24 protein-coding genes and 1 riboswitch are annotated in these 25,843 nt (G+C 53.4%); of the genes, 22 read left to right on the forward strand and 2 right to left on the reverse strand.

What is annotated here, in order from left to right; translation table 11 throughout:
• Window positions 1-227 precede the first annotated feature (227 nt).
• The gene (locus ACEN2G_RS11245) at window positions 228-1,187 is read right to left on the reverse strand and encodes a LysR substrate-binding domain-containing protein (protein WP_442021579.1); all 960 of its coding nucleotides are present in this window, start codon (window positions 1,185-1,187) and stop codon (window positions 228-230) included.
• Between the two features lie 162 nt (window positions 1,188-1,349).
• Here ACEN2G_RS11245 and ACEN2G_RS11250 point away from each other — a divergent pair, with 162 nt between their 5' ends.
• From ACEN2G_RS11250 to ACEN2G_RS11275, 6 genes are all read left to right on the forward strand, one after another.
• Window positions 1,350-1,811 carry a DoxX family protein gene (locus ACEN2G_RS11250; RefSeq protein ID WP_442021580.1) on the forward strand — a complete coding sequence of 154 codons (462 nt, stop codon included), beginning with the start codon at window positions 1,350-1,352 and terminating at the stop codon, window positions 1,809-1,811.
• Window positions 1,812-1,833: 22 nt separating this feature from the next.
• Window positions 1,834-2,664 (forward strand): DODA-type extradiol aromatic ring-opening family dioxygenase, encoded by an 831-nt coding sequence (locus tag ACEN2G_RS11255; protein WP_442021581.1) that lies wholly within the window; start codon window positions 1,834-1,836, stop codon window positions 2,662-2,664.
• A 141-nt stretch (window positions 2,665-2,805) separates the two neighbouring features.
• Window positions 2,806-4,089, forward strand: coding sequence for a purine/pyrimidine permease (locus ACEN2G_RS11260; protein WP_442021582.1), 1,284 nt, complete (start codon window positions 2,806-2,808; stop codon window positions 4,087-4,089).
• Window positions 4,090-4,198: 109 nt separating this feature from the next.
• Window positions 4,199-4,402, forward strand: a complete 204-nt coding sequence (locus ACEN2G_RS11265; protein ID WP_442021583.1) for a heavy-metal-associated domain-containing protein — start codon at window positions 4,199-4,201, stop codon at window positions 4,400-4,402.
• Between the two features lie 128 nt (window positions 4,403-4,530).
• Complete coding sequence (gene cueR, locus ACEN2G_RS11270; protein WP_442021584.1) at window positions 4,531-4,929, forward strand: Cu(I)-responsive transcriptional regulator; 399 nt, start codon at window positions 4,531-4,533, stop codon at window positions 4,927-4,929.
• A gap of 114 nt (window positions 4,930-5,043) precedes the next feature.
• Window positions 5,044-7,518 (forward strand): heavy metal translocating P-type ATPase, encoded by a 2,475-nt coding sequence (locus ACEN2G_RS11275; protein ID WP_442021585.1) that lies wholly within the window; start codon window positions 5,044-5,046, stop codon window positions 7,516-7,518.
• Window positions 7,519-7,607: 89 nt separating this feature from the next.
• On the opposite strand, the gene chrA is transcribed toward ACEN2G_RS11275, so the two are convergent.
• Entirely contained in the window at window positions 7,608-8,765 is a 1,158-nt protein-coding gene (chrA, locus tag ACEN2G_RS11280) for a chromate efflux transporter (protein WP_442021602.1), read from the reverse strand.
• A 269-nt stretch (window positions 8,766-9,034) separates the two neighbouring features.
• Between chrA and ACEN2G_RS11285 the strand changes: the two genes are divergently transcribed.
• From ACEN2G_RS11285 to ACEN2G_RS11360, 16 genes are all read left to right on the forward strand, one after another.
• The gene (locus tag ACEN2G_RS11285; RefSeq protein WP_442021586.1) at window positions 9,035-10,018 is read left to right on the forward strand and encodes a FliM/FliN family flagellar motor switch protein; all 984 of its coding nucleotides are present in this window, start codon (window positions 9,035-9,037) and stop codon (window positions 10,016-10,018) included.
• Window positions 10,019-10,130: 112 nt separating this feature from the next.
• Entirely contained in the window at window positions 10,131-10,505 is a 375-nt protein-coding gene (gene fliN / locus ACEN2G_RS11290) for a flagellar motor switch protein FliN (protein ID WP_442021587.1), read from the forward strand.
• On the forward strand, window positions 10,495-11,241 hold the full coding sequence (gene fliP, locus ACEN2G_RS11295; RefSeq protein WP_442021588.1) for a flagellar type III secretion system pore protein FliP: 747 nt from the start codon (window positions 10,495-10,497) through the stop codon (window positions 11,239-11,241). Before fliN ends, fliP begins: the two co-directional genes overlap by 11 nt.
• On the forward strand, window positions 11,242-11,511 hold the full coding sequence (locus ACEN2G_RS11300) for a flagellar biosynthetic protein FliQ (protein WP_442021589.1): 270 nt from the start codon (window positions 11,242-11,244) through the stop codon (window positions 11,509-11,511).
• Window positions 11,508-12,287, forward strand: coding sequence for a flagellar biosynthetic protein FliR (gene fliR, locus ACEN2G_RS11305; RefSeq protein WP_442021590.1), 780 nt, complete (start codon window positions 11,508-11,510; stop codon window positions 12,285-12,287). Before ACEN2G_RS11300 ends, fliR begins: the two co-directional genes overlap by 4 nt.
• Window positions 12,288-12,323: 36 nt before the next feature.
• Complete coding sequence (gene flhB / locus ACEN2G_RS11310) at window positions 12,324-13,457, forward strand: flagellar biosynthesis protein FlhB (RefSeq protein ID WP_442021591.1); 1,134 nt, start codon at window positions 12,324-12,326, stop codon at window positions 13,455-13,457.
• Entirely contained in the window at window positions 13,454-15,544 is a 2,091-nt protein-coding gene (gene flhA, locus ACEN2G_RS11315) for a flagellar biosynthesis protein FlhA (protein ID WP_442021592.1), read from the forward strand. The genes flhB and flhA overlap by 4 nt, the downstream gene beginning before the upstream one ends.
• A 575-nt stretch (window positions 15,545-16,119) precedes the next feature.
• Window positions 16,120-16,207, forward strand: a riboswitch (cyclic di-GMP riboswitch).
• A gap of 116 nt (window positions 16,208-16,323) precedes the next feature.
• Window positions 16,324-17,187, forward strand: a complete 864-nt coding sequence (locus tag ACEN2G_RS11320; protein WP_442021593.1) for an OmpA family protein — start codon at window positions 16,324-16,326, stop codon at window positions 17,185-17,187.
• Window positions 17,184-18,614, forward strand: a complete 1,431-nt coding sequence (locus ACEN2G_RS11325; RefSeq protein WP_442021594.1) for a sigma 54-interacting transcriptional regulator — start codon at window positions 17,184-17,186, stop codon at window positions 18,612-18,614. Before ACEN2G_RS11320 ends, ACEN2G_RS11325 begins: the two co-directional genes overlap by 4 nt.
• A gap of 1 nt (window position 18,615) precedes the next feature.
• Window positions 18,616-18,936, forward strand: a complete 321-nt coding sequence (fliE, locus tag ACEN2G_RS11330) for a flagellar hook-basal body complex protein FliE (RefSeq protein ID WP_442021595.1) — start codon at window positions 18,616-18,618, stop codon at window positions 18,934-18,936.
• A 9-nt stretch (window positions 18,937-18,945) separates the two neighbouring features.
• Window positions 18,946-20,706 (forward strand): flagellar basal-body MS-ring/collar protein FliF, encoded by a 1,761-nt coding sequence (gene fliF, locus ACEN2G_RS11335; protein ID WP_442021596.1) that lies wholly within the window; start codon window positions 18,946-18,948, stop codon window positions 20,704-20,706.
• Complete coding sequence (locus tag ACEN2G_RS11340) at window positions 20,699-21,727, forward strand: FliG C-terminal domain-containing protein (RefSeq protein ID WP_442021597.1); 1,029 nt, start codon at window positions 20,699-20,701, stop codon at window positions 21,725-21,727. The genes fliF and ACEN2G_RS11340 overlap by 8 nt, the downstream gene beginning before the upstream one ends.
• Window positions 21,727-22,533, forward strand: coding sequence for a FliH/SctL family protein (locus ACEN2G_RS11345; protein WP_442021598.1), 807 nt, complete (start codon window positions 21,727-21,729; stop codon window positions 22,531-22,533). Before ACEN2G_RS11340 ends, ACEN2G_RS11345 begins: the two co-directional genes overlap by 1 nt.
• The gene (locus ACEN2G_RS11350) at window positions 22,530-23,912 is read left to right on the forward strand and encodes a FliI/YscN family ATPase (protein ID WP_442021599.1); all 1,383 of its coding nucleotides are present in this window, start codon (window positions 22,530-22,532) and stop codon (window positions 23,910-23,912) included. Before ACEN2G_RS11345 ends, ACEN2G_RS11350 begins: the two co-directional genes overlap by 4 nt.
• Window positions 23,913-24,461: 549 nt before the next feature.
• Window positions 24,462-25,028, forward strand: a complete 567-nt coding sequence (locus ACEN2G_RS11355) for a hypothetical protein (RefSeq protein ID WP_442021600.1) — start codon at window positions 24,462-24,464, stop codon at window positions 25,026-25,028.
• 129 nt (window positions 25,029-25,157) lie between these two features.
• Window positions 25,158-25,565, forward strand: a complete 408-nt coding sequence (locus ACEN2G_RS11360; protein WP_442021601.1) for a hypothetical protein — start codon at window positions 25,158-25,160, stop codon at window positions 25,563-25,565.
• Window positions 25,566-25,843 lie beyond the last annotated feature (278 nt).

Here is a 25,843-nt window from a genome sequence, read left to right on the forward strand (position 1 = left end):
CGGGGGGTTTGGTAAAAACGACTCATAGCGTCGACTTTACCAAACCGCCTGGCGTGCTGTGCTGGCATGGCGGTACAGCGAGATCTGCTACCAAGCTGGTTCTGCTATTTAGTGCTGCTAGCGGCGGCGGCATATTCTACTGTATTTTGCCAACCCTTGCCCCCCTATTTTGTTTTGGTGTCAAGAGACTTTCGTGCGTTAACTTGCGCGGCAGACGGCGCAATCTTTTACTCTGTTTGCTCGTCATTTTGATCAAAACAATCCCAGTAAGGTGGCTCGCCGAAGTATCCGGCCATAAAGTCGATAAAGCATCTGACCTTACTCGCCAGCAGTTTGCGGTGCGCATAAACGGCGTATAGGCCCATGGGCTCGGGTTCGTATGCGGGGAGTAATACCTGAAGTTTGCCTTCGGCAATGGCAGCACCGCAAATAAAAGTGGGCTGAATGACGATACCGGCGCCTTCAATAGCGGCTTTTACTAGCACTTCGCCATTATTAATAACCATGTCACCTCTCGTCTCTGGCCCTCGCCACCCTTGCCCAGCTAACTCAGGCGCGCTCGGCGTTAGCCATTCATGGGTGGGAAAACGGGTGCTTTCTTCCATATAGCTGTAGCGCAGATAACGGTGGTTTTTCAGGTCTTCCAGCCGTTCAGGAATGCCGTGCTCGGCCAGATAAGCCGGTGCGGCGCACATCACCAATCTTATCGGCGCCATAAATTTGGCAATCATAGAGGAGCTTTTTAGGTGGCCGATGCGCAGCGCTATGTCGAACCCTTCTTCTACTATGTCGACCTTACGGTCGTTCAGCTGTAGGTCGATACTCACGCCCGGATGAGCCTGCTGAAAGCGATATAGCAAGGGTGCCAGATGCAGGCTGGCAAACGAGACAGGCGCGCTGATGCGCAGTTGCCCTTGGGCGTTTTCCTGCAGGTCATTGAGCTGACTGTCCATGTCGTCTAGGTCAGCCAGCAGCTGTTGTGCGCGTTGCGCATAACGACTACCGGCTTCGGTAATATGTACCTTGCGGGTGGTGCGATTGAGCAGGCGGGTGCCTAGCCGTTGCTCTAGCTGAGACACATATTTGCTAACCAACTGTGGCGACATGGCTAGCCGCTCGGAGGCCCGAGTAAAACTGCCCTCGCTTACTACGGTAACAAAGGCACGCATGGCATCGATACGGTCCATGGGAGTTCCTCATGATAATAAAATGGCATTATCAATGTAGTGTTTATAAATAGGCAATAAGTTTGGTCTTAATCTTTCAAATTGATGATAGTAAAGTGAGTGTACGCATTGAATATCTGTCTTTAGATACACTCAAACATGACCCTATCAGAGGAAAATCCCATGAAAACGCAATTGGCCCGAATCTTATTGAGCAGCAGCGGCGGTTACGCGGCACTGGTGTTACGACTGCCGATTGGCCTGATATTGGCCGCTCACGGGGCACAAAAATTATTTGGCTGGTTTGGTGGCTATGGCCTAGAAGGTACGGGCCAATGGATGGCGAGCATTGGCTTAATCCCCGGTGAGCTGATGGCATTATTGGCGGGCAGCGCCGAATTCTTTGGTGGCCTTGCTCTGGTGTTGGGGCTGCTGACGCGCCCAGCCGCCTTGGTTGCGTCGTTCACTCTGCTGGTGGCTATTTTTAGTGTGCACATCGGCAACGGCTTGTTTATGTCCAACAACGGTTACGAATACGCATTGGCACTGCTGGCCGGCACTGTTTCCTTGCTGATCCAAGGGGCGGGGCGGCTGTCACTGGATTTACTGTTGCTAGATCGTGTGGCTCGCCACCGTTCGGCGTAAATATTTGACTGGAGATACCGTCATGAACAAGACCACCGACATCCTTTTTCTTTCGCACGGCGGTGGTCCTATGCCGCTGCTAGGCGATCCTGCACACCGAGAAATGGTGGCGTGTTTACAGCAGATGGCCGCCAAGTTACCCCGCCCTAAGGCTATTTTGATTATCAGTGCCCACTGGGAGGAAGCGGTGCCCACCATTACCGCGAATGCCCATCCTAGCCTTATTTATGATTATTATGGATTTCCAGCCGCAGCCTATGACATTCAGTATCCCTGCGCTGGCGAGCCTGTTCTGGCTCAGCAGGTGCAGCAGGCGCTGACCAATGCCGTCATTACCGCACGACTCGATACCGAGCGCGGTATCGACCACGGTGTATTTGTGCCCCTTAAGTTGATGTATCCGACAGCGGATATTCCTTGCGTGCAGCTCTCGCTGATTAACAGCCTGAGTGCTGAGGCACATCTGGAAATCGGCCGTGCGCTACAGGCCTTGGATTACGATAACCTGCTGGTAATCGGATCTGGTTTTTCGTTTCATAATTTGCCGGCATTTTTTGCCGTGAATACGCCAGATGTGCAGGAGAAGAATGAGGCGTTCGAAGCTTGGCTCCAAGATGCCTGCTCCAACCCTTTGCTTGACGAAGTCCAACGTCGCCGCCGACTCGTTGACTGGACGGCCGCGCCTTATGCCCGTTTTTGCCATCCTAGAGAAGAACATTTGTTGCCGCTACACGTGTGTTATGGACTGGCGGCGCAGGCGTGTGACGAGCATGTGGCCGTGACTATATTGGGGCAAAAATCCAGCTTGTTTTATTGGTCAAAACAAAGAGCATTTGACGAGCCAAGTTGCTAAGCCCATACCGCTAAAAAGAGCATTAGCGCGTTCCTTCTTCTGTCTTTGACACACAGCGCTGGGTTTTTATGTTATGTGCCTTAAGTGCGGGTACAATCAAGGCGCTTTGTTTGTCTTAGATAGTATTAACAGGAGTGAGTTATGCAATCTCGTTTTGGCTGGGGCTTGAGTGTCAGCCAGTGGTTTATTTTCTTGTTAGCCAATGCGCTGGCGCTACCCATCATCTTGGGGCAGGCGTTTGGCCTTGAAGGCAGTGACATTACCGGCTTAATGCAGCGCACCCTGATGCTGGTGGGATTAAGTTCCTTGGTACAGGTCCTCATTGGCCATCGTTACCCGGTTGCCGACGGGCCTGCGGGCTCTTGGGCCATCGTCTTTATTGTGATGGCCTATATAGGTCGCGCCCAAGGCTTTGCGGGCGGCGAGATATTACAGCTGTTGGCGGGGGGGGTATTAGTGGCCGGTGCCATCATGCTGTTGTTAGGTCTAGCCAAGCAAACTCATCGGTTGCTGTTCTTGTTTACGCCGCTGGTGACCGGCTGCTTTATGTTGCTATTAGTGGTGCAGCTGTCAGGCGTATTTGTGCGCGGTATGGTCACGGATCCACAAAGTGGCGTGATGACCATGCCGGTGGCGAGTATCGGCTTATTGGTGTTTATCGGCGTATTAATGTGCTCCTTTAGCCGTCACGCCATAGTGCGCACTTATGCGGTGTTAGTCGGCATAGTGGGCGGTTGGGGCGCCTTTGTGCTGTTTGGCTTAAGCGCCACCGCGATACCGAGCAACGCTTCTGGCATACAGTTGCCCGATTTGTTTGCTTTTGGCTGGCCCAAGTTAGACCTCGGCATGCTGGTGGTGGCGGTATTGTTTTCGCTGCTGTTGGTCTCTAACCAAGTGGCGGCCATTACTGCCATTTCCAGCGTAGTGCAGGGCCCACAACCGACCATGAAAGATGCCCTTAATCGCAGTAGTCTCGCCTCGGGCATTAGTCACATGATGGCGGGCGGCTTATCGACGATTGCGGTGGTGCCTTTACCCGTGACGGCCGGTTTTATTCAGATCACAGGTGACCAAAGACGTGGGCCTTTTATACTGGCGTGTGTGCTATTGGCCGGCATTAGCTTATTCCCTGCGGCCGTGGGCTTTTTATCTTTATTGCCCGCCCCCGTGGCTAATGCAGCCTTGTTAGCCGCCTTTATTAAGCTGGTGATGTTGGCGTTTCAGTTACTGACTAAATATCCGCTGGATCACAGAGCCGGCACTATCTTGGGCGTGACCGTATTGTTAGGCGTAGGCTGTATGTTCTTACCGCCGGATCTGTATCGTCATTGGCCAGGATTGGCGCAATATTTACTCGGCAACGGTTTGCTCACCGGTACCTTAATCGCACTGGTGATGGAGCAGTTGTGGCGTAAAAGCGCTTGACCTTGCCCCTATGACAAGCCCAATAATTCGCGGGCTGTAGCGCTCGTTTCTCTGGGCGCTCATTATTTAACTAGTTAGGCGTAAACCGCGCCTTAATAAGGAAATGAACATGACTGAATTTACCATACCTGATATGACCTGCGGCCATTGCGTGGGAGTGATCACAGATGCCTTAACCGCAGTCGATGAAAATTGCGAAATCGATTTTGACCTGCTTAATCATCAGATTACCGTGCACAGCAACCGCACCCCACAACAATTGGTGAATGCGCTAACTGCCGCCGGTTATCCGCCTACTATCAGCGACAACTAAAATTAGCGATAATTAATTAGTTGTGAAGGGTGAAGCGTACGACTGCACTGAACGTAAGCCCTTTATTTAACTGTTTGTTTAACTGATCGCATACGGCTACCAGCTAACGGCTCTTTGCAGGAGTAATCATGAACATAGGTGAGGCTGCACGCTTAAGCGGTTTGTCGGCCAAGATGATCCGCCACTACGAACAAATTAAATTGCTAAAGCCTGCCGTGCGCAGTGAGGCTGGTTATCGGCAATACGATGCGCAAAATATTACCGTGCTGAAGTTTATTCGCCAAGCTCGAGTGTTAGGCTTTTCCATCGCGCAAATTGATGAGCTGCTCAGTCTGTGGCAAGACCCTGCGCGATCCAGCCGAGCGGTTAAACAAGTAGCCCAGCAACATCTGGCCGCCGTTGAGCATAAGATGCAGGAGCTTGCCGCTATGCAGGCCACCTTACAAAACATGATTTCCGCCTGCTCTGGCGATGAAGACTCCCACTGCGCCATCCTCGAACAGCTATCTCAACAGAGTGAAGCGTAAGGTTTAATTCAACATTAAGAATTAACCATTCAACATTGCGTACCGCGCCTGCTTGACCTTACCCCAGTGGTAAGCCTTAAGCTAAGGTCATGATCTCTATCGAGGAACTCATTCATGACTACCACTCAGACTCATAACGCCTCTACCGATGAGCAACGGCTACAGCTGCCGATTACCGGCATGAGCTGTGCCTCTTGCGTGCGCCGCGTAGAGCAGGCCTTGCTAAACACGCCGGGCGTCATCGAGGCTAGCGTTAATTTGGCCAGTGAGAAGGCACAAGTCAGTCTGGCGGCGGATGCCTCGCTCAGCATTTTAGTGGATGCCATCACCAAGGCGGGTTATCAAACGGCTACCGAACAGTTTGAGCTTACCATTATTGGCATGAGCTGCGCGTCTTGCGTGGGGCGAGTCGAAAAGGCGTTACAACGCTTGCCGGGGGTGCTGTCGGCCAGCGTTAACTTGGCCGCAGAAAGTGCGCAAGTCAGCGCCTTGGCTGGCAATGTGGATGAGGCGCAGTTGGTGGACGCCATTAACAAAGCCGGTTATCAGGCTCAGCCGGTATCGAGTGATAGAGCAGACGATAACGCCCGCCGTGCCGTCGAGCAGCAGTGCTTGAAGCGTGCCTTTGCTTGGTCGCTGGCGCTGACCTTGCCGGTGTTTATTTTAGAAATGGGTAGCCATGTGATCCCCGGCATGGCGGCTTGGGTTGAAGCCACGCTTGGCCAACCTCTGAATTGGGGCATTCAATTTGTGCTCACTACTCTCGTTTTGCTGGGGCCGGGGCTGCGTTTCTTACGCCAAGGGATACCGGCTTTGCTGCGCGGCGCACCGGACATGAATTCCTTAGTGGCATTGGGTAGCTTATCGGCGTGGGGCTTTTCGGTGGTGGTGCTGTTTGCTGGCCATCTATTGCCTGCAGGCAGTCAACATGTCTATTTTGAAGCGGCAGCTGTGATCGTCACCTTGATTTTATTGGGCCGTTTTCTGGAAGCCAGAGCCAAGGGGCGCACCGGCGAGGCCATTCAGCAGTTGCTGAAACTGCAAGTGAACACGGCGCGGGTACAAAAAGACGGCGAGAGCCAAGAAGTCCCCTTAAACCAAGTGCAAGTAGGCGATTGCTTACTGGTGCGCCCGGGTGAGCGTATTCCCTTAGACGGCACCGTCTTGTCTGGCAGCTCTTATGTGGATGAATCCATGCTTACCGGCGAGCCAGTGCCAGTCGAAAAAAAACAAGGCGACGAGGTAGTGGGTGGCACCATCAATAAAAATGGCGCCTTAACCATTAACACTACCAAGGTCGGTAAAGACACCTTATTGGCGCAAATTATTCGCATGGTGGAGCAGGCTCAGGGCGCCAAGCTACCCATTCAAGCCTTGGTTGATAAAGTCACCGGCGTGTTTGTACCCGTGGTGATGGCCATCGCCTTACTCACCTTTATCGCTTGGCTATGGTTTGGGCCTACCCCAGCCTTAAGTTTTGCCCTCATTAATGCGGTGGCCGTGCTGATCATCGCTTGCCCCTGCGCCATGGGGTTGGCCACACCGACTTCCATCATGGTGGGCACGGGGCGGGCGGCGGCGCTCGGCGTGTTATTTCGTAAAGGCCAAGCCCTACAAACGCTGCGCGAGACTAAAGTAGTGGCGCTAGATAAAACCGGTACTTTAACCAAAGGTCAGCCTGAGTTAACCGATTTGCAGTTGTTGCCGGGTGTTGAGGAAGATGCAGCGCTGGCACTGATTGCCGCGGTCGAGCAGCATTCCGAGCACCCGATTGCCGAGGCCATAGTGGCGGCGGCCAAGGCGCGCGGCTTAACGCTATTGATGCCGGAAGACTTTCAATCTTTGTCCGGCTTAGGCGTGGCAGCTAAGGTAAATGGTCAAACAATAGAAGTGGGTGCCGACCGTTATCTGACCCAATTGGGGTATGACTTGGCGGCGTTCGGTGACACGGCGCAACAACTGGCCAAGGAAGGCAAGAGCCCACTGTATGCGGCTATCGACGGCAAGCTGGCGGCCATTATTGCGGTGGCGGATCCCATTAAAGAGGGCACACCCGCCGCCATTAACGCCTTGCATGCCTTGGGGCTAAAAGTCGCCATGATCACAGGTGACAACCGTCACACCGCCGAGGCCATAGCGCGCCAGCTAGGCATAGATGAAGTAAAAGCTGAGGTGATGCCAGACGGCAAAGTGGCGGCGTTAATCGCGCTGCGTGAGCAATATGGGCCAGTGGCCTTTGTGGGCGATGGCATTAACGATGCGCCAGCGCTGGCCGAAGCGGATGTGGGCTTGGCAATAGGTACCGGCACCGATATTGCCATAGAGGCGGCAGAAGTGGTGCTGATGGGCGGCGACCTGCGCGCCGTGCCTAATGCCTTGGCCATTAGTCACGCCACCTTGCGCAATATTCGCCAAAACTTATTTTGGGCCTTCGCCTATAACGCCTGTTTAATACCGGTAGCAGCCGGCGTCTTATATCCGGCGTTCGGCATCTTGCTCTCGCCCATGCTCGCCGCCGGTGCCATGGCGCTATCGAGCGTATTTGTGGTGAGCAACGCTCTTCGATTGAAGCGGTTTAAACCCAGTTAGGGGTTAAGGGTGAAGAGTGAGGTGTAATACCTAAGATCTGAATATTCGGTTTATTGCCCCTCACGCCTCACCATTTTCGCCTCACTCGCCTACAACCAAAACCCCAGCAGCATAAACACCGGGATCAACACCAATATCGGACAGCGTAAGGTACGCAGCGCGAGTAAGCCAACGGCAGCGGCCGCTAATGCGGCGGCTCCGTTATGGCTGGCGCTTATGCTGCTCACAAACACCGGCTGATATAAGGCCGAGAGCAATAAACCCACCACGGCGGCGTTAATGCCGCGTGCGGCGCCCGCCATTAACGGGCGCGCCGCCAGTACCTGCCAGCTGTTTTGCAAGGCCAATACCAGTAAAAATCCCGGTAAGAAAATGCCAAAGGTCGCCGCTAAGGCGCCTAATACAGGCGCATTTGGGTGCAGCTCGGCGCCTAAGAAACTGGCTAAACTGAACATGGGGCCGGGCATAGCTTGGGCGGCACCGTAACCGGTGAGAAAGGTATTTGTCGATAAGGTCTCGGGCAGGGTGCCTTGTACTAATACCCCTTCCAACAAAGGCAGCACCACGTGGCCACCACCAAACACCAAGCTGCCGGCTCGGTAGAAATCAGCAAAAATAGCGGCGGTGTCGGTCAGACTCAATAATGGCAGCAGCAATAACAAACCCAAAAATACCACCATAAAGGGCCAGTTGATGCCCAGTGGCTGAGTTGATTCTTTGGCTTCGGCCTTCAACAGCCCCGCGCCCACTAAGGCGGCGGCCACTAACACCACAAACTGAGTGCTAAAGCTGGGCACCAGCCATAATAGCGCCGCACTCAACACGGCTATAACGAGTGTGCTTTGTTGACGACAAAATTGCTTGGCCATGGTTAATACGGCATCGGCCACCACCACCAGCGCGAACAGCTTAAGGCCGGTGACGATAGCCAAGGCCGCCGGTTGATTAGCCCAAGCACTGCCTGCCAAGCTTAAGCCCAGCATCAATAAAAATGAGGGCAGGGTGAAGCCAATAAAAGCGGCGATGGCACCAAATAAGCCAGCACGCTGATAACCCAAGGCAAAACCTAATTGGCTAGAGGCAGGTCCGGGTAAAAACTGGCATAAGGCTAAGGTAGAAGCGAATCTGTCTTGAGGCATCCAACCCAGCTTGTGTACGAAGTGGCGCTGAAAATAACCAATGTGCGCCGCGGGCCCGCCAAAGCTTATCCAACCTAATTTAAAAAACTGCCAAAACACTTCTAACATCATCTGCCCCTTAGCTCTATTCATCTGGCCCCATCATAACCGCGCTTTAAGGCAATGTTGAATCTTGCATGATGAATGTTTAATTAAAATCAGTATCAACAGGCTCGCGGACATTTACATAGTGAACTAAAGCTATTGCTTTGCGGTAGTCGCGGCTTTAGCCGCAAAATCCGACCTTTACAAATAGGCATGATGTTTGCAAAGAGCTGCCTCAGTCGCGTTTTATTGATAACGAATTTTTAGGTTAATCCCTAGCGGAGAGGTAACGGGTGGCAGTAAATAAGCAACCGCAGCGGGCCATGGGTCTTTTAAGCGGAAAAGTGCATCCGGTGGGGGCGGAAGTTGAATTTCCTCGTTATGATTTTTTTCAGCAAGAAGACCTGCTGTTGCGCCAAAGCCAACAACTGGCGGCGAGTTTAGAAACCAACCTGCGCAACTGGCAGGCACGCCTTGAGTCGATGTTTTACCGCGCCGAATTAACGCTAACTTGCGAATTAGTGGAATCAAACACGGCGGCTGAGGGCCGCCTGTGCTTTGTGCTGGAAGGTAATGATTTATCGGGCGCTCTGTTAGCAGACAAGCAGCCATTGGCGTGGCTGTTTATCGAACAAGCCAGTTTGTATCAGTTAGCGGAAATGTCCTTTGGCGGTGAGCCAAATCCGGCGCGCACTTTAGGCCAGCGCACACTGTCAGAAACCGAGCGCCGCTTAGGCGCTAACTTACTGACCCTATTAGCCAATGAGCTGCTGGCACAGCTTTTGCTTAGCTCTAGCGCAAGTCGTGGCTTAAGCACTGATCTGAGCGCTCACTTGAGCACAGACCAGAGCATAAATCTGGCGAGCAGTAGGCGGGTGCTATTAGCACCGGCACCACCCAACTTAACGACCGTTACTTGGCTGTCCTTTAATTTAAGTTGTGGCGAGCACCACTTAAATTGGCAGTTAGCCATGCCGGTGCTGTTACAAACACCGGCGCCTGCGATAGTTGAAGCACAGCTTAGTGCGGCGTTAAGCCAAGCACTCAATCAGGCCTTAAAGGCGCGCTTGCCGCAGCTAAGCACTCGCTTAACCGTGCCGTTGGCGGAGTTTGATTTGCCATTAGGCCAGCTAGCCCTGCTACAAGTAGGCGATATTTTACCGATTCACTTGCTACAAGAAACTCGCGCTCGCGTGGGTCAGCAGCCGGTGCTAAAAGGCCGCGTGGCCGAGCAGCAAGGCCGATTGGTGTTCGCCAGCCACGGCTTTGTCGAATAAATAGGTCGAATGAACATGTCGAATGAACGTGTCGAATGAATGCGTTGAATGAATAAATTGAATAAATTTTTCGCTTAGATTTTTTTGCTTAAGTATTTTTATGAGGTAATGCATGGCCGAACAAGACATAGACAGCAGCCTGTTATTGGGCGAAGGCCTAGATAGCCTGTTTCAAGAGGCGGCCGTTGAGCCTGAAGATAGCGAATCAAATCAAAGCAGCAGTCGGGGCTTGGATTATTTTCAGCAGCTGCCGGTGCGCGTCTCGCTCGAAGTGGCCAGTGCCGAAATTAGCCTAGGTGAGCTGATGCAAGCCGGTGAGGGCGCCGTGATTGAGCTAGATAGAATGGCCGGCGAGCCGCTGGATGTGAAAGTAAATGGCACCTTGCTCGCGCAAGGCGAAGTGGTGTTGGCCAACGGCCGTTACGGCGTGCGCTTAACCCGAGTGTTTAATCAAGCGGCGAGCAAAGAAGCGGTCAATGAAGCCTAGTATTAAGCGCCAACTGTGGCTGTTGCTGGGATTGGGGCTGTTAATGCCTAATCTCGCCTGGGCGGACATCCCCTTGCTGTCGGTATTAGGGCCCGACGGCGAAAGCGAATACAGCGTTAAGCTGCAAATTTTGCTGCTGATGACGGCGCTCGGCATGCTGCCCTCGTTCTTGCTGATGCTAACCAGTTTTACGCGCATTATCGTGGTGCTGGCGGTGCTGCGCCAAGCGTTGGGCTTGCAACAAAGCCCGCCTAATCGAGTGTTAATTGGCATCGCCTTGGCGCTGACCATGTTGATTATGCGCCCCGTTTGGCAAGACATTTATCACAATGCCTTCGTGCCTTATGACCAAGACGAAATAGGACTCGAGCAAGCGCTGCTTACCGCCAAGGCGCCGCTACAAACGTTTATGTTGAGCCAAACTCGCGAAACGGATCTGGAGCAAATTTTAAACATCGCCCAAGAAGACACCACAATGGCGCCAGAAAATGTGCCATTCGACATCTTGATCCCCTCGTTTGTGCTGAGTGAGCTAAAAACCGCCTTTCAAATTGGCTTTATGCTGTTTATTCCCTTCTTAGTCATAGATCTGGTGGTGGCCAGTGTGCTGATGGCCATGGGCATGATGATGCTCTCGCCCTTGGTGATCTCCTTACCCTTTAAGCTGATGATCTTTGTGTTGGTGGATGGCTGGGGCATGACGGTCGGCACCCTAGCGCGCAGTTTTGGAGGCTAGGTGAGTCCAGAGCAAAGCGTAGATTTCATCGGTAATGCGGTGCTAACCATTATTATCATGGTCAGCGTGCTGATCGTGCCCGGTATGTTGGTGGGCTTAGTGGTGAGCATTATTCAGTCGGCCACCCAAATTCAAGAGCAAACCTTAAGCTTCTTCCCGCGCTTATTAGTGACCTTGCTGATGCTAATTTTTGCTGGCCATTGGTTGATCCGCACCCTCACTGAGTTGTTCGACCAGTTATTCCTGATCATTCCCGGCAGCCTAGGTTGACCGCATTAGGCAGCATCACCGCGCCCGAGTTGATGGCGTGGCTGGGCAAAGGTTGGTGGCCATTTTGTCGGCTGGCGGCGTTTTTTTGGGTGCTGCCCTTGTTTGGCGATGGTTACCTGCAGCCGCAAATTCGGCTGCTGTTTGCCTTTGTGCTGAGCCTAATGCTGATGCCTATCTTGCCCATGGGGCCGGCGGTGGATCCGTTTTCGTTGACCAGCGCCGTGCTGTCACTGGAGCAAGTTTTGTTTGGCGCCTTCTTGGCGCTAATGCTGCAAATGCTGTTCACCACAGTGACCATGGCTGGGCAAATATTATCGATGCAAATGGGCTTGTCGATGGCGGTGATGAACGATCCGGTGAACGGCGGCTCGGCCCCCTTGTTGAGCCAGCTATTGTGGCTGTTTGTGGCCATGCTGTTTTTATCGTGGAATGGCCATTTGTTGGCACTGGATATTATCGTCGAAAGCTTTCGCACTTGGCCTGCGGGTCACAGCTTGTATCAGTTGGATTTTAACGTCTTTCTTCAGTTGTTTGGCTGGATGTTTGGTGCCGCCTTATTGCTGGCGCTGCCAGCGGTGATCGCCATGTTGCTGGTGAACATTACCTTCGGTGTGATGAACCGCAGCGCGCCCTCACTGAATATTTTTGCCTTGGGTTTCCCCATGACCATGATGCTGGGCTTATTGTCCTTGTTGCTGATGCTGGCCAATATTCCCGGCCGTTATCTGGAATTTAGCCAAGACGTGTTTACGCTCATGCGCGACTGGATCCAGTAACTATGGCTGAACACCACATAGGGCGGAGCAGTCAGCATGGCTGAGCAAAGCAGCTCCCAAGATAAGAGCGAACAACCTACCGAGCAAAAAAAGCGCAAGGCCAGGCGCGAGGGCCAAATTGCCCGCTCTAAAGATCTCAACAGTGCCGTGCTCTTACTGTTGGGTGGCATGATGATCTGGTGGCAGGTCAGTGCCCTCAGCCAATTTTTCAAGCAAATATTTATTTTAAACATGGAGCTGCCGGTGGCCGCCACCCGCGAGCCGGAATTCATGCAGCGCTATTTAGAGCAATCGCTGCTGGCGGCCATGTGGGCCTTAATGCCGTTATTTTTAACCTTGTCGCTGTTGCTGCTGGCCTCGGGCTTGCTGCCGGGCGGGCTTATTTTGTCGCTTGGTAATCTGCAGTTTAAGGCCTCACGCCTAAATCCCTTGTCGGGCTTAAAGCGCATGTTCTCCAAACAAACCTTGGTCGAACTGCTGAAATCCATGCTGAAAGTCGGTTTGCTGGGCGGCGCGCTGGCCGGCATTTTAAGCAGCCAATGGGAGCGACTGGTGTTCTTGGGCCGCCAAGCTTTGTATACCGGTTTTAGCCAAGGGTTAGGCATGTTGGTGCTGGCAATTTTAGTGTTGGCCGGCGTCTTGGCATTGGTGGCCGCCATAGACGTGCCGTTTCAGCGTTGGTCCATGCTGCAAAAGCTAAAGATGACCAAGCAAGAAGTAAAAGAAGAACATAAAAACAGCGAAGGTCGCCCCGAGATCAAACAGCGCATTCGCCAAATTCAATTTCAAATGGCCCAAAGTCGTATCGAGCAAAGAGTGCCTGAGGCGGACGTAATCATCCTAAATCCGACCCACTATGCGGTGGCCATTAAATACGATGCCAACCGTGCCGAGGCGCCGTTTGTGGTGGCCAAAGGCTGTGATGCCTTGGCGCTGCGCATTCGCGACTTAGGCTATCAGCACGGTTGCGAAGTGATCACGCTGCCCGCACTCACCCGTGCCATTTATTATTCGACTCGGGTCGATCAGCAAGTGCCAGCTGGCCTCTACAGCGCCGTGGCTTACGTGCTGACCCACGTCTTGCAACTGCGGGCCTATCGCGATGGCCGAGGCCGCGCACCCGGCGACTTGCCCGAATTTACTATTCCTAAAAAATACCAACATGAATGAGGTTCACAGTGAATTTTAAAAGCCTTAGCCGACCTTATCTAGCGGTGCCGCTGCTGCTGCTAGCGGTGCTGGCCATGGTGATCTTGCCGCTGCCGCCTTGGCTGCTCGATGGCCTGTTTACCTTCAATATAGTGTTGGCAATTTTAGTGTTGCTGGTGGCGGTATCGGCCCGCCGGCCACTGGATTTCTCGGTGTTCCCCACAGTGTTGCTGATTGCCACCTTAATGCGTTTAACGCTGAACGTGGCCTCGACACGAGTGGTGTTATTACACGGCCACGAAGGCTCGGGTGCGGCAGGTAAGGTCATAGAGTCGTTCGGTGAAGTGGTGATCGGCGGCAACTATGTCGTGGGCATGGTGGTGTTTGTGATCTTGATGATCATCAACTTCGTGGTGATCACCAAAGGCGGCGAACGCATCTCGGAAGTGGGCGCACGCTTTACGCTGGATGCGCTGCCCGGCAAGCAAATGGCCATTGATGCGGACTTAAACGCCGGCGCCTTAACCCAAGAGCAAGCGCGGCTGCGCCGCCAAGAAGTGGCCAGCGAAGCCGACTTTTATGGCTCCATGGACGGTGCCTCTAAGTTTGTGCGCGGCGATGCCATCGCCGGCCTGTTGATCTTGTTTATCAACCTGATCGGCGGCTTTAGCATAGGGTTATTCCAATATGACTTGAGTGCCGGTGAGGCCTTTCAGCGCTATGCCTTGCTCACCATAGGTGATGGCTTAGTCGCTCAAATCCCCTCTTTATTGTTGGCCACCGCCGCCGCCATTATCGTGACTCGGGTAAACGACGCCAACGACATGTCGACGCAAGTGGGGCAGCAGTTATTGGCTTCGCCGCGGGTGGTGTATACCGGCGCCGCCGTGATGCTGATCCTAGGCTTAGTGCCTGGCATGCCGACTTTGGTGTTCTTATTATTTGCCGCGGTATTGGGCTACGTGGCGTGGCGATTAAAGCCCAGTGAGGGCACGCCAGACACGGCGCTCGAACAGGCCGAACTGCTGCTTGCAGAAGATAAGGCGGCTGAATCCACTTTAAGTTGGCAAGACTTACCCTATGTGGATTTACTGACGGTAGAGTTGGGTTATCGCTTGGTGAGTTTGGTGGACGAACTGCAAGGCGCGCCTTTGTTAGGCCGTATTCGCGGGGTGCGCAAGAGTCTGTCGGAGCAGGCGGGTTTCTTACTGCCCGAGGTGCGAGTGCGGGATAATTTACAGCTGGCACCGCAAGAGTATCGGGTGAAACTTGCCGGCGTAGTGATGGCCTCGGGCCAAGCCGACAGCGAGCGCATGCTGGCCATCAACAAAGGCCAAACTTACGGCGTGATTGACGGTGAACTCACCCAAGACCCTGCCTATGGTATGCCGGCGGTGTGGATTGCCACCACCAATAAACCTAAGGCACTGAACCTCGGCTATGCGGTGGTGGATGCGGCCACGGTAATGGCCACTCATGTTAGTAAATTAATGCGTGAGCACTTGGCCGAACTGCTGGTATTAGATGATGTGTCTCAGCTTAGCGAACGCTTACACAGCCAAGCCCCCAAGCTGGCCGAAGCCTTGAGTGGTGCCGTGCCGAGTGTGTTGCAGCTGAAAATTTATCGCTATTTATTGAAAGAACAAATCAGCTTGTCCGATGTGCAAACCATCGCCACCGCCTTAGTGGAAGGTGCCGAAATTACTCAAGACCCGGTGTTACTGGCGGCAGACGTACGCTGTGCGTTGAAACGGGTAATAGTGCGCCAAATCATGGGCGAACGCGGCGTGCTCAGTGCCTTTACGCTGGTGGATACCCTAGAGCAAACCCTGCTCAACGCCTTAAACCAAGCCCAGCAGCAAAACCCGAAAACCAGCATCGACAGCTTCCCCGTAGAACCGACTTTATTGTCGCAACTACAGCAAAAAATGCCTTCTGTGGTTGAGAATTTACAAGAGCAGGGGTTACCGGCTGTGCTGTTGGTGATGCCGCAATTAAGGCCGTTATTAGCTCGCTATGGCGCCGTGTTTGCTAAGGGTTTAAAAGTGCTGTCTTACAATGAGATCCCCGAGCATATTCAAATCGACGTGGTCGGCACGCTTGGTTAGGCATTGGGAAAGAAGCGCCGAGCCTTAAGCTTAAGGATTAAAGCCGACGGCCATGTCTGCAACGACGCTTTGTTACGAGAGGCACAGAAGAGTAAAGCTAAAATATGCAGAGTAAAATCGGCCAAATAAATTGACTGCTATCTATAGATATCCGGTAGCGCCGGATCTCGGCACTTGCCATCTTTTGTCGGTGGCAACTTGTGCGCTGCGATTTTTTTTTAGTTTTGCTAAAGGTAGAAACCAAGGTTAAGGGCATATTTTAAATGGCAGAACACAACTCTTTATTTACGAGCGGCACGGAAAAATAAAGATCAAAATCTGCAAAGCAAAACCGGCCGCATGAATTAGCCAAGCACACGCAAATATTTTTTTGTGCGCTTGGCGCTAAATTTATAGTGTGTAAATTAATTTTCACTTGGAACTAGTCATACACTTATTCAAGTGCTTTATGCTAATAAAACAGGGTTTTATGGTGGTTATTTAAACGCTTAAACAAATAACCATTATAAATGTATGTTTATAGTTGAAACTGGCACGTTTTTTTAGTCAAATGCTGTCGCACTAAATATTATTGCTGATGACAAGGGCAAACTGAGTGAAAATTCAGGACGCAAAGCTTCCGGTCTAAGGGATGAATTATCCTACGACAGCGGGGCCGCCAAAGCAGGTAATCCCTCCGGCTTACGCCACCTGTACATCCTTTCTCAGCGTTACCCAAATTGCTTGGCCTTGAGCCGAGCCGGCATAGCTTTGCCGAGTTTTTGAATTTAAGTTGAAACATGATGTTGTTTACAAAATTCCGCGCGGGTTTGGCGATAGGGATATTTTTAGTCAGCCAACTTTTCGTCAATCAACAAGTATATGCCACCACCATGACGGCTATCGATGCCGCTAAGTGGCAGTTCCACCAAGCGCAAAACTTATGTGTGCTTGAACATAAGGTGGTCGAATTAGCCCTAGCGCGTTTTAGTAGCGCCAAAGGTGGCCGCTTGGTCTTTGAGCTTAAGTGGCTAACGGCCAGCCCCCAAGGTGGCCAAGCCGTGTTGAACTCACGCAGCGCGCCGTGGCGAGACGTCGAAGCCGTACGTTTAGCTCAAGGGGCTTGGCAGCAGCAAATGCTGCGTTTTAATGGCGCCGCAGAGGCGGCGCTTAATGCGTTAGTAACAGGCCGCTGGCTAGATGTGACCGAGCTTGGCGGTGGCCGCCAATTAGTGCTGCCCAGCGTTTATCTTCAGCAGCCTTATCAAGACTTTCGTTTGTGCCGCGGCGAAGTCGGCGTTGAGCGCTCGGCAGACGGCACTCAGCTCACACTACATTTTCAAACCGGCGCCAAACAGCTCACCCATAACCAAATTCAGCAGTTAAACCAATTGGCCAAGCAAGTCAGTCACCAGCCGCAGGTTCGTCGGCTGCAGATTGACGCCTACACAGATAACAGCGGTGGTGCTGAGCTCAATTTGCGAGTGTCGCAAAGCCGCGCCCTGCAAGTGGTCAATCAACTGCGCCGCACCCTTTCAGTATTGCCGATGGACATGCATGCCCACGGTCAAGCTTTGCCCTCAAGCGATAACAACACCTCTGCCGGGCGTTATCAGAATCGACGGGTCACCATTACGTTACTTCAAGTGGAACAAGCATTATGAAAACTGATCCCCAGGCTCCCCAGCTATGGTTGATATCCCGTGATGGCGTATCGGATCTTTGTCACGGCGCCTTATTGGCTGCCGGCTATCAGCTAAAACAAATGGCCGCGTTCACCGCCGTTGAGCAAGGCTTGCCCCGCGTTATTTTAATAGATAGCGACCTCGGCTCGAGCTTTCTTGAATCCATTCGTCATGCGATCAGTCGTTTCCCTAAGGCGGTGGTGATAGCCATAGTGGATCACGGTGAAAGCGCTCTCACTAGTGAGGCGCTGCGAGCGGGTGCTTGTGATTACGTGCTGAAACCTTATCAACCCCGTCAATTACTGCGCATCTTAGGCCAAAGTCTGGCGCTCACCCAAAGCACCGGCAACATGGTGGTGCGCTCGCGCGCCGGTTTGCAAGTGCTGCAACTGGCGTACCGCGCGGCACAAACCAATGCCGCGGTATTAATTGGTGGCGAGTCTGGCACCGGCAAAGAATGCTTGGCGAAATATATTCATCAGGTATCAGACCGAGCGCAGGGTCCGTTTGTAGCCGTTAACTGCGCGGCCATTCCAGAAAGCATGCTGGAAGCCGTGCTCTTTGGTTACAACAAGGGCGCCTTTACCGGTGCCAACCAAGGCCAGCCCGGCAAGTTTGAGTTAGCCAATGGCGGCACCTTATTGCTCGACGAAATCGCCGAAATGCCGCTGAACTTGCAAGCCAAGCTGTTACGGGTGTTGCAAGAAAAAGAAGTGGAGCGCTTAGGCAGCCACCAAAAAATAGCGTTAAACGTGCGCATAGTGGCGGCTAGCAATAAAGACTTGCGTGAAGCCGTGAATGTCGGTGAGTTTCGTGAAGATCTGTTTTATCGCCTCGATGTACTGCCGTTAAACTGGCCGCCGTTGCGTGAGCGGTTAGAAGATATCTTGCCGCTGGCGCAGCATTTTTTAACCCGCTATGGCCAAGGCGAGCAGTTTCACCTGAGCACGCACGCCGAGCGCAGCCTGCTGGCTTACGCTTGGCCGGGTAATATTCGCGAGCTAGAAAACGTCATCCAGCGGGCGCTGATTTTAGCCCGTGGCGCCATTATCGATGTGGTGGATCTCATGCTGCCGGCGGCCGCGCCCTGTGCCATAGGCACGCCTTTGGTGTCGGCGCCCACTCTTACCGCGCATAGCGCTACTCCACACCCTGCTACTACACACCCTGCTACTACACAGCCTACTACTCCACAGCCTACTGCTGCACCAGTACCAGCTGGCCAAGGCTTGCAAGCCAGCCGCCAGCGCGCCGAATTTGATTATGTGTTGCACATTTTACAACAACATCAAGGCCACAGAACCCGTACCGCCGAAGCGCTAGGCGTGACCACCCGTGCCCTGCGTTACAAACTAGCGACCATGCGTGAGCAGGGTATCGACATCGACCGAGTAATAGGAAACTGATATGACCGCCTCTATCGCACACCAACAACAGGCAATGTTGGTCAAGCTAAACCAACTGCAACAACAAGCCAGCAGTGGCGACATAGCGCCGGCCGCCGATCAAGGCTCGTTTGGCGATCTCATGAAAACCACGGTGCAAAGCATTAACACCGAGCAGGTGCAGGCCTCAAATTTAATGGCGGCGGTAGAAACCGGTGCCAGCGAGGATTTAGTGGGTGCCATGTTGGCCAGTCAAAAAGCGGGGTTAAGCTTTTCCGCGCTGGTACAGGTGCGCAATAAGTTGGCCAGTGCCTTCGATGACATAATGCGCATGCCGCTGTAAGGAACCCAGATGGCTGAAATAAATAAGATGGCTGAAGTAAATGCGATAAGTACGGCAAGTTTGCCACTGCGTGCAGGGCTAAATCAGAGCAAAGCCCGTTGGCAGAGTTTGTCGGCACACCATAAGCAATTGATCGTGCTCAGCAGCTTAGCCGTGGTGATCGCCTTAGTGGTGGTCAATCTGTTGTGGCAAAGCGGGCGCAGCTATGTGCCTTTATATGGCAAGCAAGAGGTGTATGACCAAGGTCAAATAGTGGCGGCATTGGAGCAGGGTGAAGTGGCCTTTCGCTTAGATCCCCACAGCGGTCAAATATTGGTGGAGCAAGAGCAGTTAGGCGCGGTGCGCATGATGATGGCGGCCCGCGGCGTTAAGGCCCAGCTGCCGTCTGGCTTAGCAGATTTGAGCCTAAATACCGGCATGGGCACCAGCCAGTTTATGGAAACTCGCCGTTATCGCCATGCATTAGAAGGCGAGCTGGCGCGTACCATAATGGCCTTGAACTGGGTGCGCCAAGCTCGGGTGCATTTGGCTATGCCAGAGCGCACCTTATTTATTGGCCGCGCCGAGCAAACCCCGACCGCATCTGTGATGTTGGACGTCGCTGTGGGCCATGATCCGGACTTAGCGCAAGTGGAAGGCATAGTGAATTTGGTGGCCGGCAGCGTGCCCGGCATGACCAACGACAAGGTGTCGGTTATCGACCAAAATGGCCAACTGCTCAGCGATCAATTATCCAGCAGCGGCATGAGCAAAGGCCTAAGCCAGCGCCAAGTTGAATATGGCCGTCAGCTTGAGCAGCAATTAGCTCAACGTGCCAAAGACATGCTGCATCCCATTTTAGGCGCTAATAACTTTCGAGTGCAGGTCACCGCCGATCTGGACTTTAATGCGGTGGAAGAGACCCGCGAAAGCCTAGATCAAACCCCGACCTTGTTGCGTGAAACCGGCAGTGAGCGCAACAGCAGCGACAACTTAGGGCTAGGCATTCCCGGCGCCCTAACTAATGCGCCGCCGCAAGCCAATGCCAATGGCGAGCCCGAACAAAACGCCCCGACTAATAAAAATAACCGTGAGCAACACGAATTTCAGCGCCAGTATGAAAGCGGCCGCTCTGTGGTGCATACCCGTTATCAAACCGGTCGAGTTAGCCAATTAAGCGTGTCTGTGCTGCTCAACAATGCCATGGCGCCGGAAGGCGGCTGGCCAGAAGCGCAATTAACCAATATGGGCCAAATGGTACAAGGTGCGGTGGGCTTTAACGGTGAGCGAGGTGATCAGTTCTCGCTCACCAGTTTTGATTTTAGCCCGCAAGCCCTGCCCAGCGAATTTGCCAGTGAGCTGGCCTGGTGGCAGTTACCTGAATGGCAGGCTTATGCCCGCTATCTGCTGGGTGCACTTATGGTGCTGGCGCTACTTATTTTTGGCGTACGCCCGCTTATTCGCCACTTAAATACTAATCAAAAAGCCGCCGCCTTGCGTGAACTGCAGGCTGCGGGTATTGCCGTGAGCGGCGCTCTTGGCAACCCCCTAAGTGGTCAGGCTCTTGGCGACAAGGCCGCGCCGTTAGATAACGCCGCTCAGGCACTGAAAGCCCCAGAGCGAGTAGGCCCGCATACGGTATTGCCCTGGGATCAAGATGAACAAGAATGGCAACTGCCCCCACCTGGCAGTGAGCTAAAAGTGCAAGTTACCCATCTGCAATTGTTGGCCGAGCGGGAAACCGAGCGGGTAGCGGAAGTTATTAAACACTGGATTAAAGACCATGACTGAGTCCTCTACGGCGCCCACAAGCAGCGCCCTTACCTTAGCGCAAACTGAAAAAGCCGCCGTTGTGCTCTTAAGCATGGGCGAAGGGGCGGCGGCGCAAGTATTGCAACGCCTAGACCGCGACGACGTGCGCAAGGTCACCAGCGCCATGGCCGCACTGGCTGGGGTGTCGGCAGACGCGGCGCGCGGCACCTTACAGGAGTTCTTTGAACTGTATCGCCAGCAAAGCGGCATACATTCCGCCTCTCGCGAATACCTAGAGCGTACGCTGGACTTAGCACTGGGCGATAAGCTCGCTCGTGGTCTTCTGGATTCCATGTATGGCGATGTGGTGCGCCGCGAAATTCAGCGTCTGCAGTGGGTACAACCCGAGATCTTGGCGCGTTTCTTACAACAAGAGCACCCGCAGATGCAGGCGGTGATCTTGGCTTTCTTGCCCGCCGACTCGGCCGCCGCCGTGTTGTCGCTGCTGCCGAACGATAGCCACGATGAGCTCTTGTTACGGGTCGCCAACCTCAGTGAGGTCAGCGAGTTTGTGGTGGTGGAATTAAAAGCCGCGCTCACCCGCTGCCTTGAATTTGTGGCCCATAATTCGGGCGCTAAAGTGGATGGCGTACGCCAAGTGGCAGATATCGTTAACCGTTATCAGGGTAATCGTGGCCAGCTGATGGAGCTGCTGAAAATGCACAACGCCCACACCGCCGGTGAAATTGAGCGCAACATGTATGACTTCACAAGCCTTGCTCGCCAGAGCGAAGAAACCCTGCAGCGCATAGTACAAGAGCTGCCAATTGAAGTATTAGGGTTGGCGCTAAAAGGTGCCGAAAGCCAAGTGCGGCGCGTGATGCTGGAAGCCATGCCCAAGCGCATGGCCCAGCAGATGGAGCAAGACATGCTGCGCCAAGGCGCGGTGGCGGTGAGTAAGGTGGAAAATGCCCGCCTCGAGGTGATGACCTTAGTGCGCGAGCTGGTCGAGCAGGGCGAGCTGGAATTCCAGCTTTATGAAGAACAGGTGGTGAGCTAATGAAGCCGGATCTCACTCGCAATGGCCCCGTCGCCAGTCGTTCCACCGCTAATCGACCCGCAACAACTAACGTACGTCGTTATCGTTTTCCGTCTTTATATGGTGAAGAGGGCGCCCCTGAGTCACCCAGTGATGAGCTGCAAGAGCAGCAATATCAGCACAATCTAGAGCAAGGCTTTCAAGAAGGCCTAGAGCAAGGGCGCGAAGCCGGTTTTCAACAAGGTCTCGAACAAGGTCGTCAGCAAGGCTTGAACGAGGGCTTAGAGCAAGGACGAAAGCAAGGCCAAGCCCAGCTGCGTGAGCTGCAAAGCAGTTTGGCCGACGAATTACGCCACTGGCAAGCCAGCGCCGAGCAACAATGGCAGCAGTTGTCTATGTCGGCACTCAATCAGCAACAACAGCACATTTGCCAGCTGGTTGAGCAAGTGGCGCGCCGCGTGATTCGCTCCGAGCTAACCATGAATCCCCAGCAAGTGTTGGCCATAGTCGAAGAGGCGCTGCAAGGCATAGATGCCCGCGTCAGCGAGCTACAGCTATTTATTAACCCTGAGGATAAGCAGCGCTTGGCCGACATTGGTATCACCGAATGTCGGGGTTGGGCTTTGCACCTCGATGCCAAGCTCGCCCCCGGTGATTGCCGAATTGAAACCGAAACCTTAACGCTGGAGGCACTCACCGAAGAGCGGCTGCAAAAGGGTATCAATAAGGTGAGCCAGAGCTTAAGTGAGCCAGAGCTTAAACCAGAATTTAAGCCAGAATTTAAACCAGAGCTTGAGCCTGAGCCAGAGCTTAAGCAAACGCCATGAGCCAGCTTGAGCGGCGCTTACAGCAGGCGGGAGCGGCACTGAGTGAAGAGCCAGAGTCCGGCTTTGGTCAGATTTATGGTCGCTTGTTAAAAGTCACCGGCAGTCTGCTCGAAGTCTCGGGTTGTCGGCTTGGCATGGGGCAGCGCTGTTTTATCGAAACCGTCGAGGGTAGCGATCACGGCCAAAGCGGCGCAAAGCGCGGTGAGCTGGAAGCCGAAGTGGTGGCGCTGGATCGCGAGCAAGCACTGTTATTACCGCTCACCACGGCGCAGGGGTTATTTACCGGCGCTCGGGTGCGACCTTGCTTAAATGGCTCGCAACTTAAGGTTTCGGATCAACTGTTGGGCCGCATCGTCGATGGCTTATTACGCCCGCTCGATGGCGGCCCCATGCCAGATGGCCAGCCGTTACCTTGGCATTCGCCTATTCCCAATCCCTTGTATCGCCGCCGCGTGAATGAACCGTTAGACGTAGGCGTACGCGCCATTAATGCCCTGCTCACGCCGGGTAAAGGCCAGCGCTTAGGCCTGTTTGCCGGGCCCGGTGTGGGCAAGAGTGTGCTGCTCGGCATGATGGCCCGTTACACCCAAGCGGACGTCGTGGTGGTGGGCTTAATTGGCGAGCGGGGCCGCGAGGTACGCGAATTTATCGACGACTGCTTAGGCGAAGCGGGGCGGGCTAAGGCGGTGGTGATAGCCGCACCGGCGGATCAAAGTCCACTGCTGCGTGCCCGCGCCGCCCAAGCTTGCCACCGAGTGGCGGAACATTTTCGAGACCAAGGTAAAGACGTACTGTTACTGATGGACTCACTTACCCGCTTCGTGCAAGCGCGGCGCGAAATAGGCCTAGCGGTCGGCGAGCCACCGGTGGCGCGCGGCTATCCGCCGTCGGCCTTTAGTGCCTTAACCGAATTGGTGGAGCGTGCCGGTAATGGCGAGCAAACACAGGGCAGCTTAACCGCTTTTTATACGGTATTAGCGGAAGGCGATGATCAACAAGATCCGGTGGCCGATGCGGCGCGTGCCATTCTCGATGGCCACGTGGTATTAAGCCGCCAGCTTGCTGAGCAGGGCCATTATCCGGCCATCGATATCGGCGCTTCTATTAGTCGCGTCATGAGCAAGGTCACCAGCCCCGAGCATTTAGCCCAAGCGGGGGTGTGTAAACGCTGGTTTAGCCACTATCAACAAGTGCGCGAGCTGTTACCGCTGGGCGGTATTCAGTCCGGTAAGAGTGCGGACACTGACGAAGCCATCGCCCGCTACCCAGACTTACAGCTTTTTTTACAGCAATCAGAACACCAGCCCGTGAGCTTTGAGCAGAGCTTGGCCGATTTAGCAGCCGTAACCGGAAGCCCTTTGAGCAGCGGTAAGCTTTAAGCCGTAAGCCTGTCTCTTAGTCACATCTTTTTGTTGTGCTTAATGGCGATATCAGGCAGCGCGCACCGCTCCTCCGACTCGCCGTAAACCCATCCATGGGGGCTCAAGCCGCGCCATCCTTGGCGCGGATGGTCGGCTGAGCAGACGCACTCTACCTTCCTGTCGGCATAAGAGCTGGCTGTCGCGCTAACAATAGGCTCCAAATCACCGGAAGAGGCAGTGGGCATTGCCGGAGCCAACCGTCAAATGCCATGGTCAACAAAGGCTCCTGCAATGTTGACACTCGCGCCGTCCATGGCGCTCAACGGCATTTGCCGAGCGTCGTAAGGATACGGTTTAGCACGTTGGCGGAGGTAAGCCTACGACCTCTTAGTGTCTTACATACTTGTGACGAAGAGACAGGCCGTAGCTGTCAGCTAAAGACGAAAGATTTATTTGCCACGGAAGAACACGGAACCCACGGAAAATAAAGATAAGAGCGAAAAGAGCCAAAGCTCTCAGAGTGTAAGGTCTTAACCCAATAAAAATTGTTATAGAAGGCGGAGTTAATTGAGTCCGATTGAGGATATTAACCGTATGGTCGTAGACGCGGCCAAGTCGTTAGAAATGAGCTTGCATAAATACTGGCCGGTGGTGAACCCGAACAATAATGGTTTGCAGGAGGCCAATCTCACGATCCATTTGGCAAGTCAGGCGATGAATCATGGCTTCTTTGCCTATCCAGAAGCATCTAATGCTGATACCTGTCACGGCCATAGCCGCTTAGACCTGCTTCTTATCTCACCTAAGGTCGCCGTGTTGGTAGAGGCGAAAAAGCTTTATTCAGCAGAAAAGGCGGGAGAGATGGTGGACGATTTTGGAAAGATCAAAAGGTTCAGCTTTCTTGATGATGACAAAAAGGGTTTCATGCTGGCGACAATTCCCAAATATGGTCTATTCCTCGCCATTACTGACGATAAGAAAAAAATGGAGTGGTGGAATGAGCCATATGATTGGGTTTCGGGATCATCCTGGGATAAGTTGAAAACAGTACTGGAAACGGCGGTGTTGCGTACGTCTATTGAGCTGTCGGCAAAAAGACCTCAGTATGTTCTTTACGCAGTGTTTGAAATATAAACATGACACGTCGCCGGTCGGCTGAGTTTGGCGTTCACTTGTCGCCTTTGAACTTGCTCTTGTCCGTGCTCTTCCGTGGCAAAAATATTGTTAAGTTTTGCTCTATTTTTTTACTTCATCGGAGCCTGCATGCGTAAGCACTTGATCAAATTGCAACATCAGCAGCTGCAAGGCTTGATTGGCCAGCGCGATAAGTTGCAGATTAAAACCGATGAGCTGCGCCGCCAACAATCGGCATTAGAGCAGGCGCGCGCGCAACTCATAGCCCCGCCGCAGCATATCTCGGCCATGAACCTACTCAACCAAGGCCATATCCGCCAGCAACTGGACCGCGTCTTGGTGGGGCATCGCCAACAAGTCGTGGTCGCCGAGCAGGATCAGGCCCGCCTCACTCGTTTAAGCCAAGTACAAGCCGGCAAGGTGAAAGGCTTGGAGTTGCTGGAGCTAAAACGCCAACAAGAAGCCCGCCACAAGCAACAGCGCCAAGAATGGGAACAACAATTGGAATGGTGCTTGAATTCGAGCCGTAAGCGGTAGGCACTGCTTCAGCTGTGCAATATCGCGTAGCGATATCTTTACTCCAAGGCTCCATATACCGCAACACACAACATTACCTAAAAGGCCTGTGCACCAGATCCTGCGTTGCAGGATTTAGCAGCTAAAGCAGCTACTACAGGTGCCTTGGGTTTGCTTGTCCTCTTTAACTTCTAGCTTCTAGCTTCTAGCTTCTAGCTTCTAGCTTCTAGCTTCTAGCTTCTAGCTTCTAGCTTCTAGCTTCTAGCTTCTAGCTTCTAGCTTCTAGCTTCTAGCTTCTA

This window comes from Oceanisphaera sp. W20_SRM_FM3 (genome assembly GCF_052119705.1).
Lineage (GTDB): Bacteria > Pseudomonadota > Gammaproteobacteria > Enterobacterales > Aeromonadaceae > Oceanimonas.

What these genes read in the sequence shown, in the direction of transcription:
- flhB (WP_442021591.1), top strand. Translation starts at nt 12,324, where the DNA reads ATGGCTGAGCAAAGCAGCTCCCAAGATAAGAGCGAACAACCTACCGAG.
- cueR (WP_442021584.1), top strand. Translation starts at nt 4,531, where the DNA reads ATGAACATAGGTGAGGCTGCACGCTTAAGCGGTTTGTCGGCCAAGATG.
- ACEN2G_RS11250 (WP_442021580.1), top strand. Translation starts at nt 1,350, where the DNA reads ATGAAAACGCAATTGGCCCGAATCTTATTGAGCAGCAGCGGCGGTTAC.
- fliF (WP_442021596.1), top strand. Translation starts at nt 18,946, where the DNA reads ATGGCTGAAATAAATAAGATGGCTGAAGTAAATGCGATAAGTACGGCA.
- flhA (WP_442021592.1), top strand. Translation starts at nt 13,454, where the DNA reads ATGAGGTTCACAGTGAATTTTAAAAGCCTTAGCCGACCTTATCTAGCG.
- ACEN2G_RS11345 (WP_442021598.1), top strand. Translation starts at nt 21,727, where the DNA reads ATGAAGCCGGATCTCACTCGCAATGGCCCCGTCGCCAGTCGTTCCACC.
- ACEN2G_RS11260 (WP_442021582.1), top strand. Translation starts at nt 2,806, where the DNA reads ATGCAATCTCGTTTTGGCTGGGGCTTGAGTGTCAGCCAGTGGTTTATT.
- fliN (WP_442021587.1), top strand. Translation starts at nt 10,131, where the DNA reads ATGGCCGAACAAGACATAGACAGCAGCCTGTTATTGGGCGAAGGCCTA.
- ACEN2G_RS11320 (WP_442021593.1), top strand. Translation starts at nt 16,324, where the DNA reads ATGATGTTGTTTACAAAATTCCGCGCGGGTTTGGCGATAGGGATATTT.
- fliE (WP_442021595.1), top strand. Translation starts at nt 18,616, where the DNA reads ATGACCGCCTCTATCGCACACCAACAACAGGCAATGTTGGTCAAGCTA.
- ACEN2G_RS11275 (WP_442021585.1), top strand. Translation starts at nt 5,044, where the DNA reads ATGACTACCACTCAGACTCATAACGCCTCTACCGATGAGCAACGGCTA.
- chrA (WP_442021602.1), bottom strand. Translation starts at nt 8,765, where the DNA reads ATGTTAGAAGTGTTTTGGCAGTTTTTTAAATTAGGTTGGATAAGCTTT.
- fliP (WP_442021588.1), top strand. Translation starts at nt 10,495, where the DNA reads ATGAAGCCTAGTATTAAGCGCCAACTGTGGCTGTTGCTGGGATTGGGG.
- ACEN2G_RS11255 (WP_442021581.1), top strand. Translation starts at nt 1,834, where the DNA reads ATGAACAAGACCACCGACATCCTTTTTCTTTCGCACGGCGGTGGTCCT.
- ACEN2G_RS11265 (WP_442021583.1), top strand. Translation starts at nt 4,199, where the DNA reads ATGACTGAATTTACCATACCTGATATGACCTGCGGCCATTGCGTGGGA.
- ACEN2G_RS11325 (WP_442021594.1), top strand. Translation starts at nt 17,184, where the DNA reads ATGAAAACTGATCCCCAGGCTCCCCAGCTATGGTTGATATCCCGTGAT.
- ACEN2G_RS11245 (WP_442021579.1), bottom strand. Translation starts at nt 1,187, where the DNA reads ATGGACCGTATCGATGCCATGCGTGCCTTTGTTACCGTAGTAAGCGAG.
- ACEN2G_RS11340 (WP_442021597.1), top strand. Translation starts at nt 20,699, where the DNA reads ATGACTGAGTCCTCTACGGCGCCCACAAGCAGCGCCCTTACCTTAGCG.
- ACEN2G_RS11350 (WP_442021599.1), top strand. Translation starts at nt 22,530, where the DNA reads ATGAGCCAGCTTGAGCGGCGCTTACAGCAGGCGGGAGCGGCACTGAGT.
- ACEN2G_RS11360 (WP_442021601.1), top strand. Translation starts at nt 25,158, where the DNA reads ATGCGTAAGCACTTGATCAAATTGCAACATCAGCAGCTGCAAGGCTTG.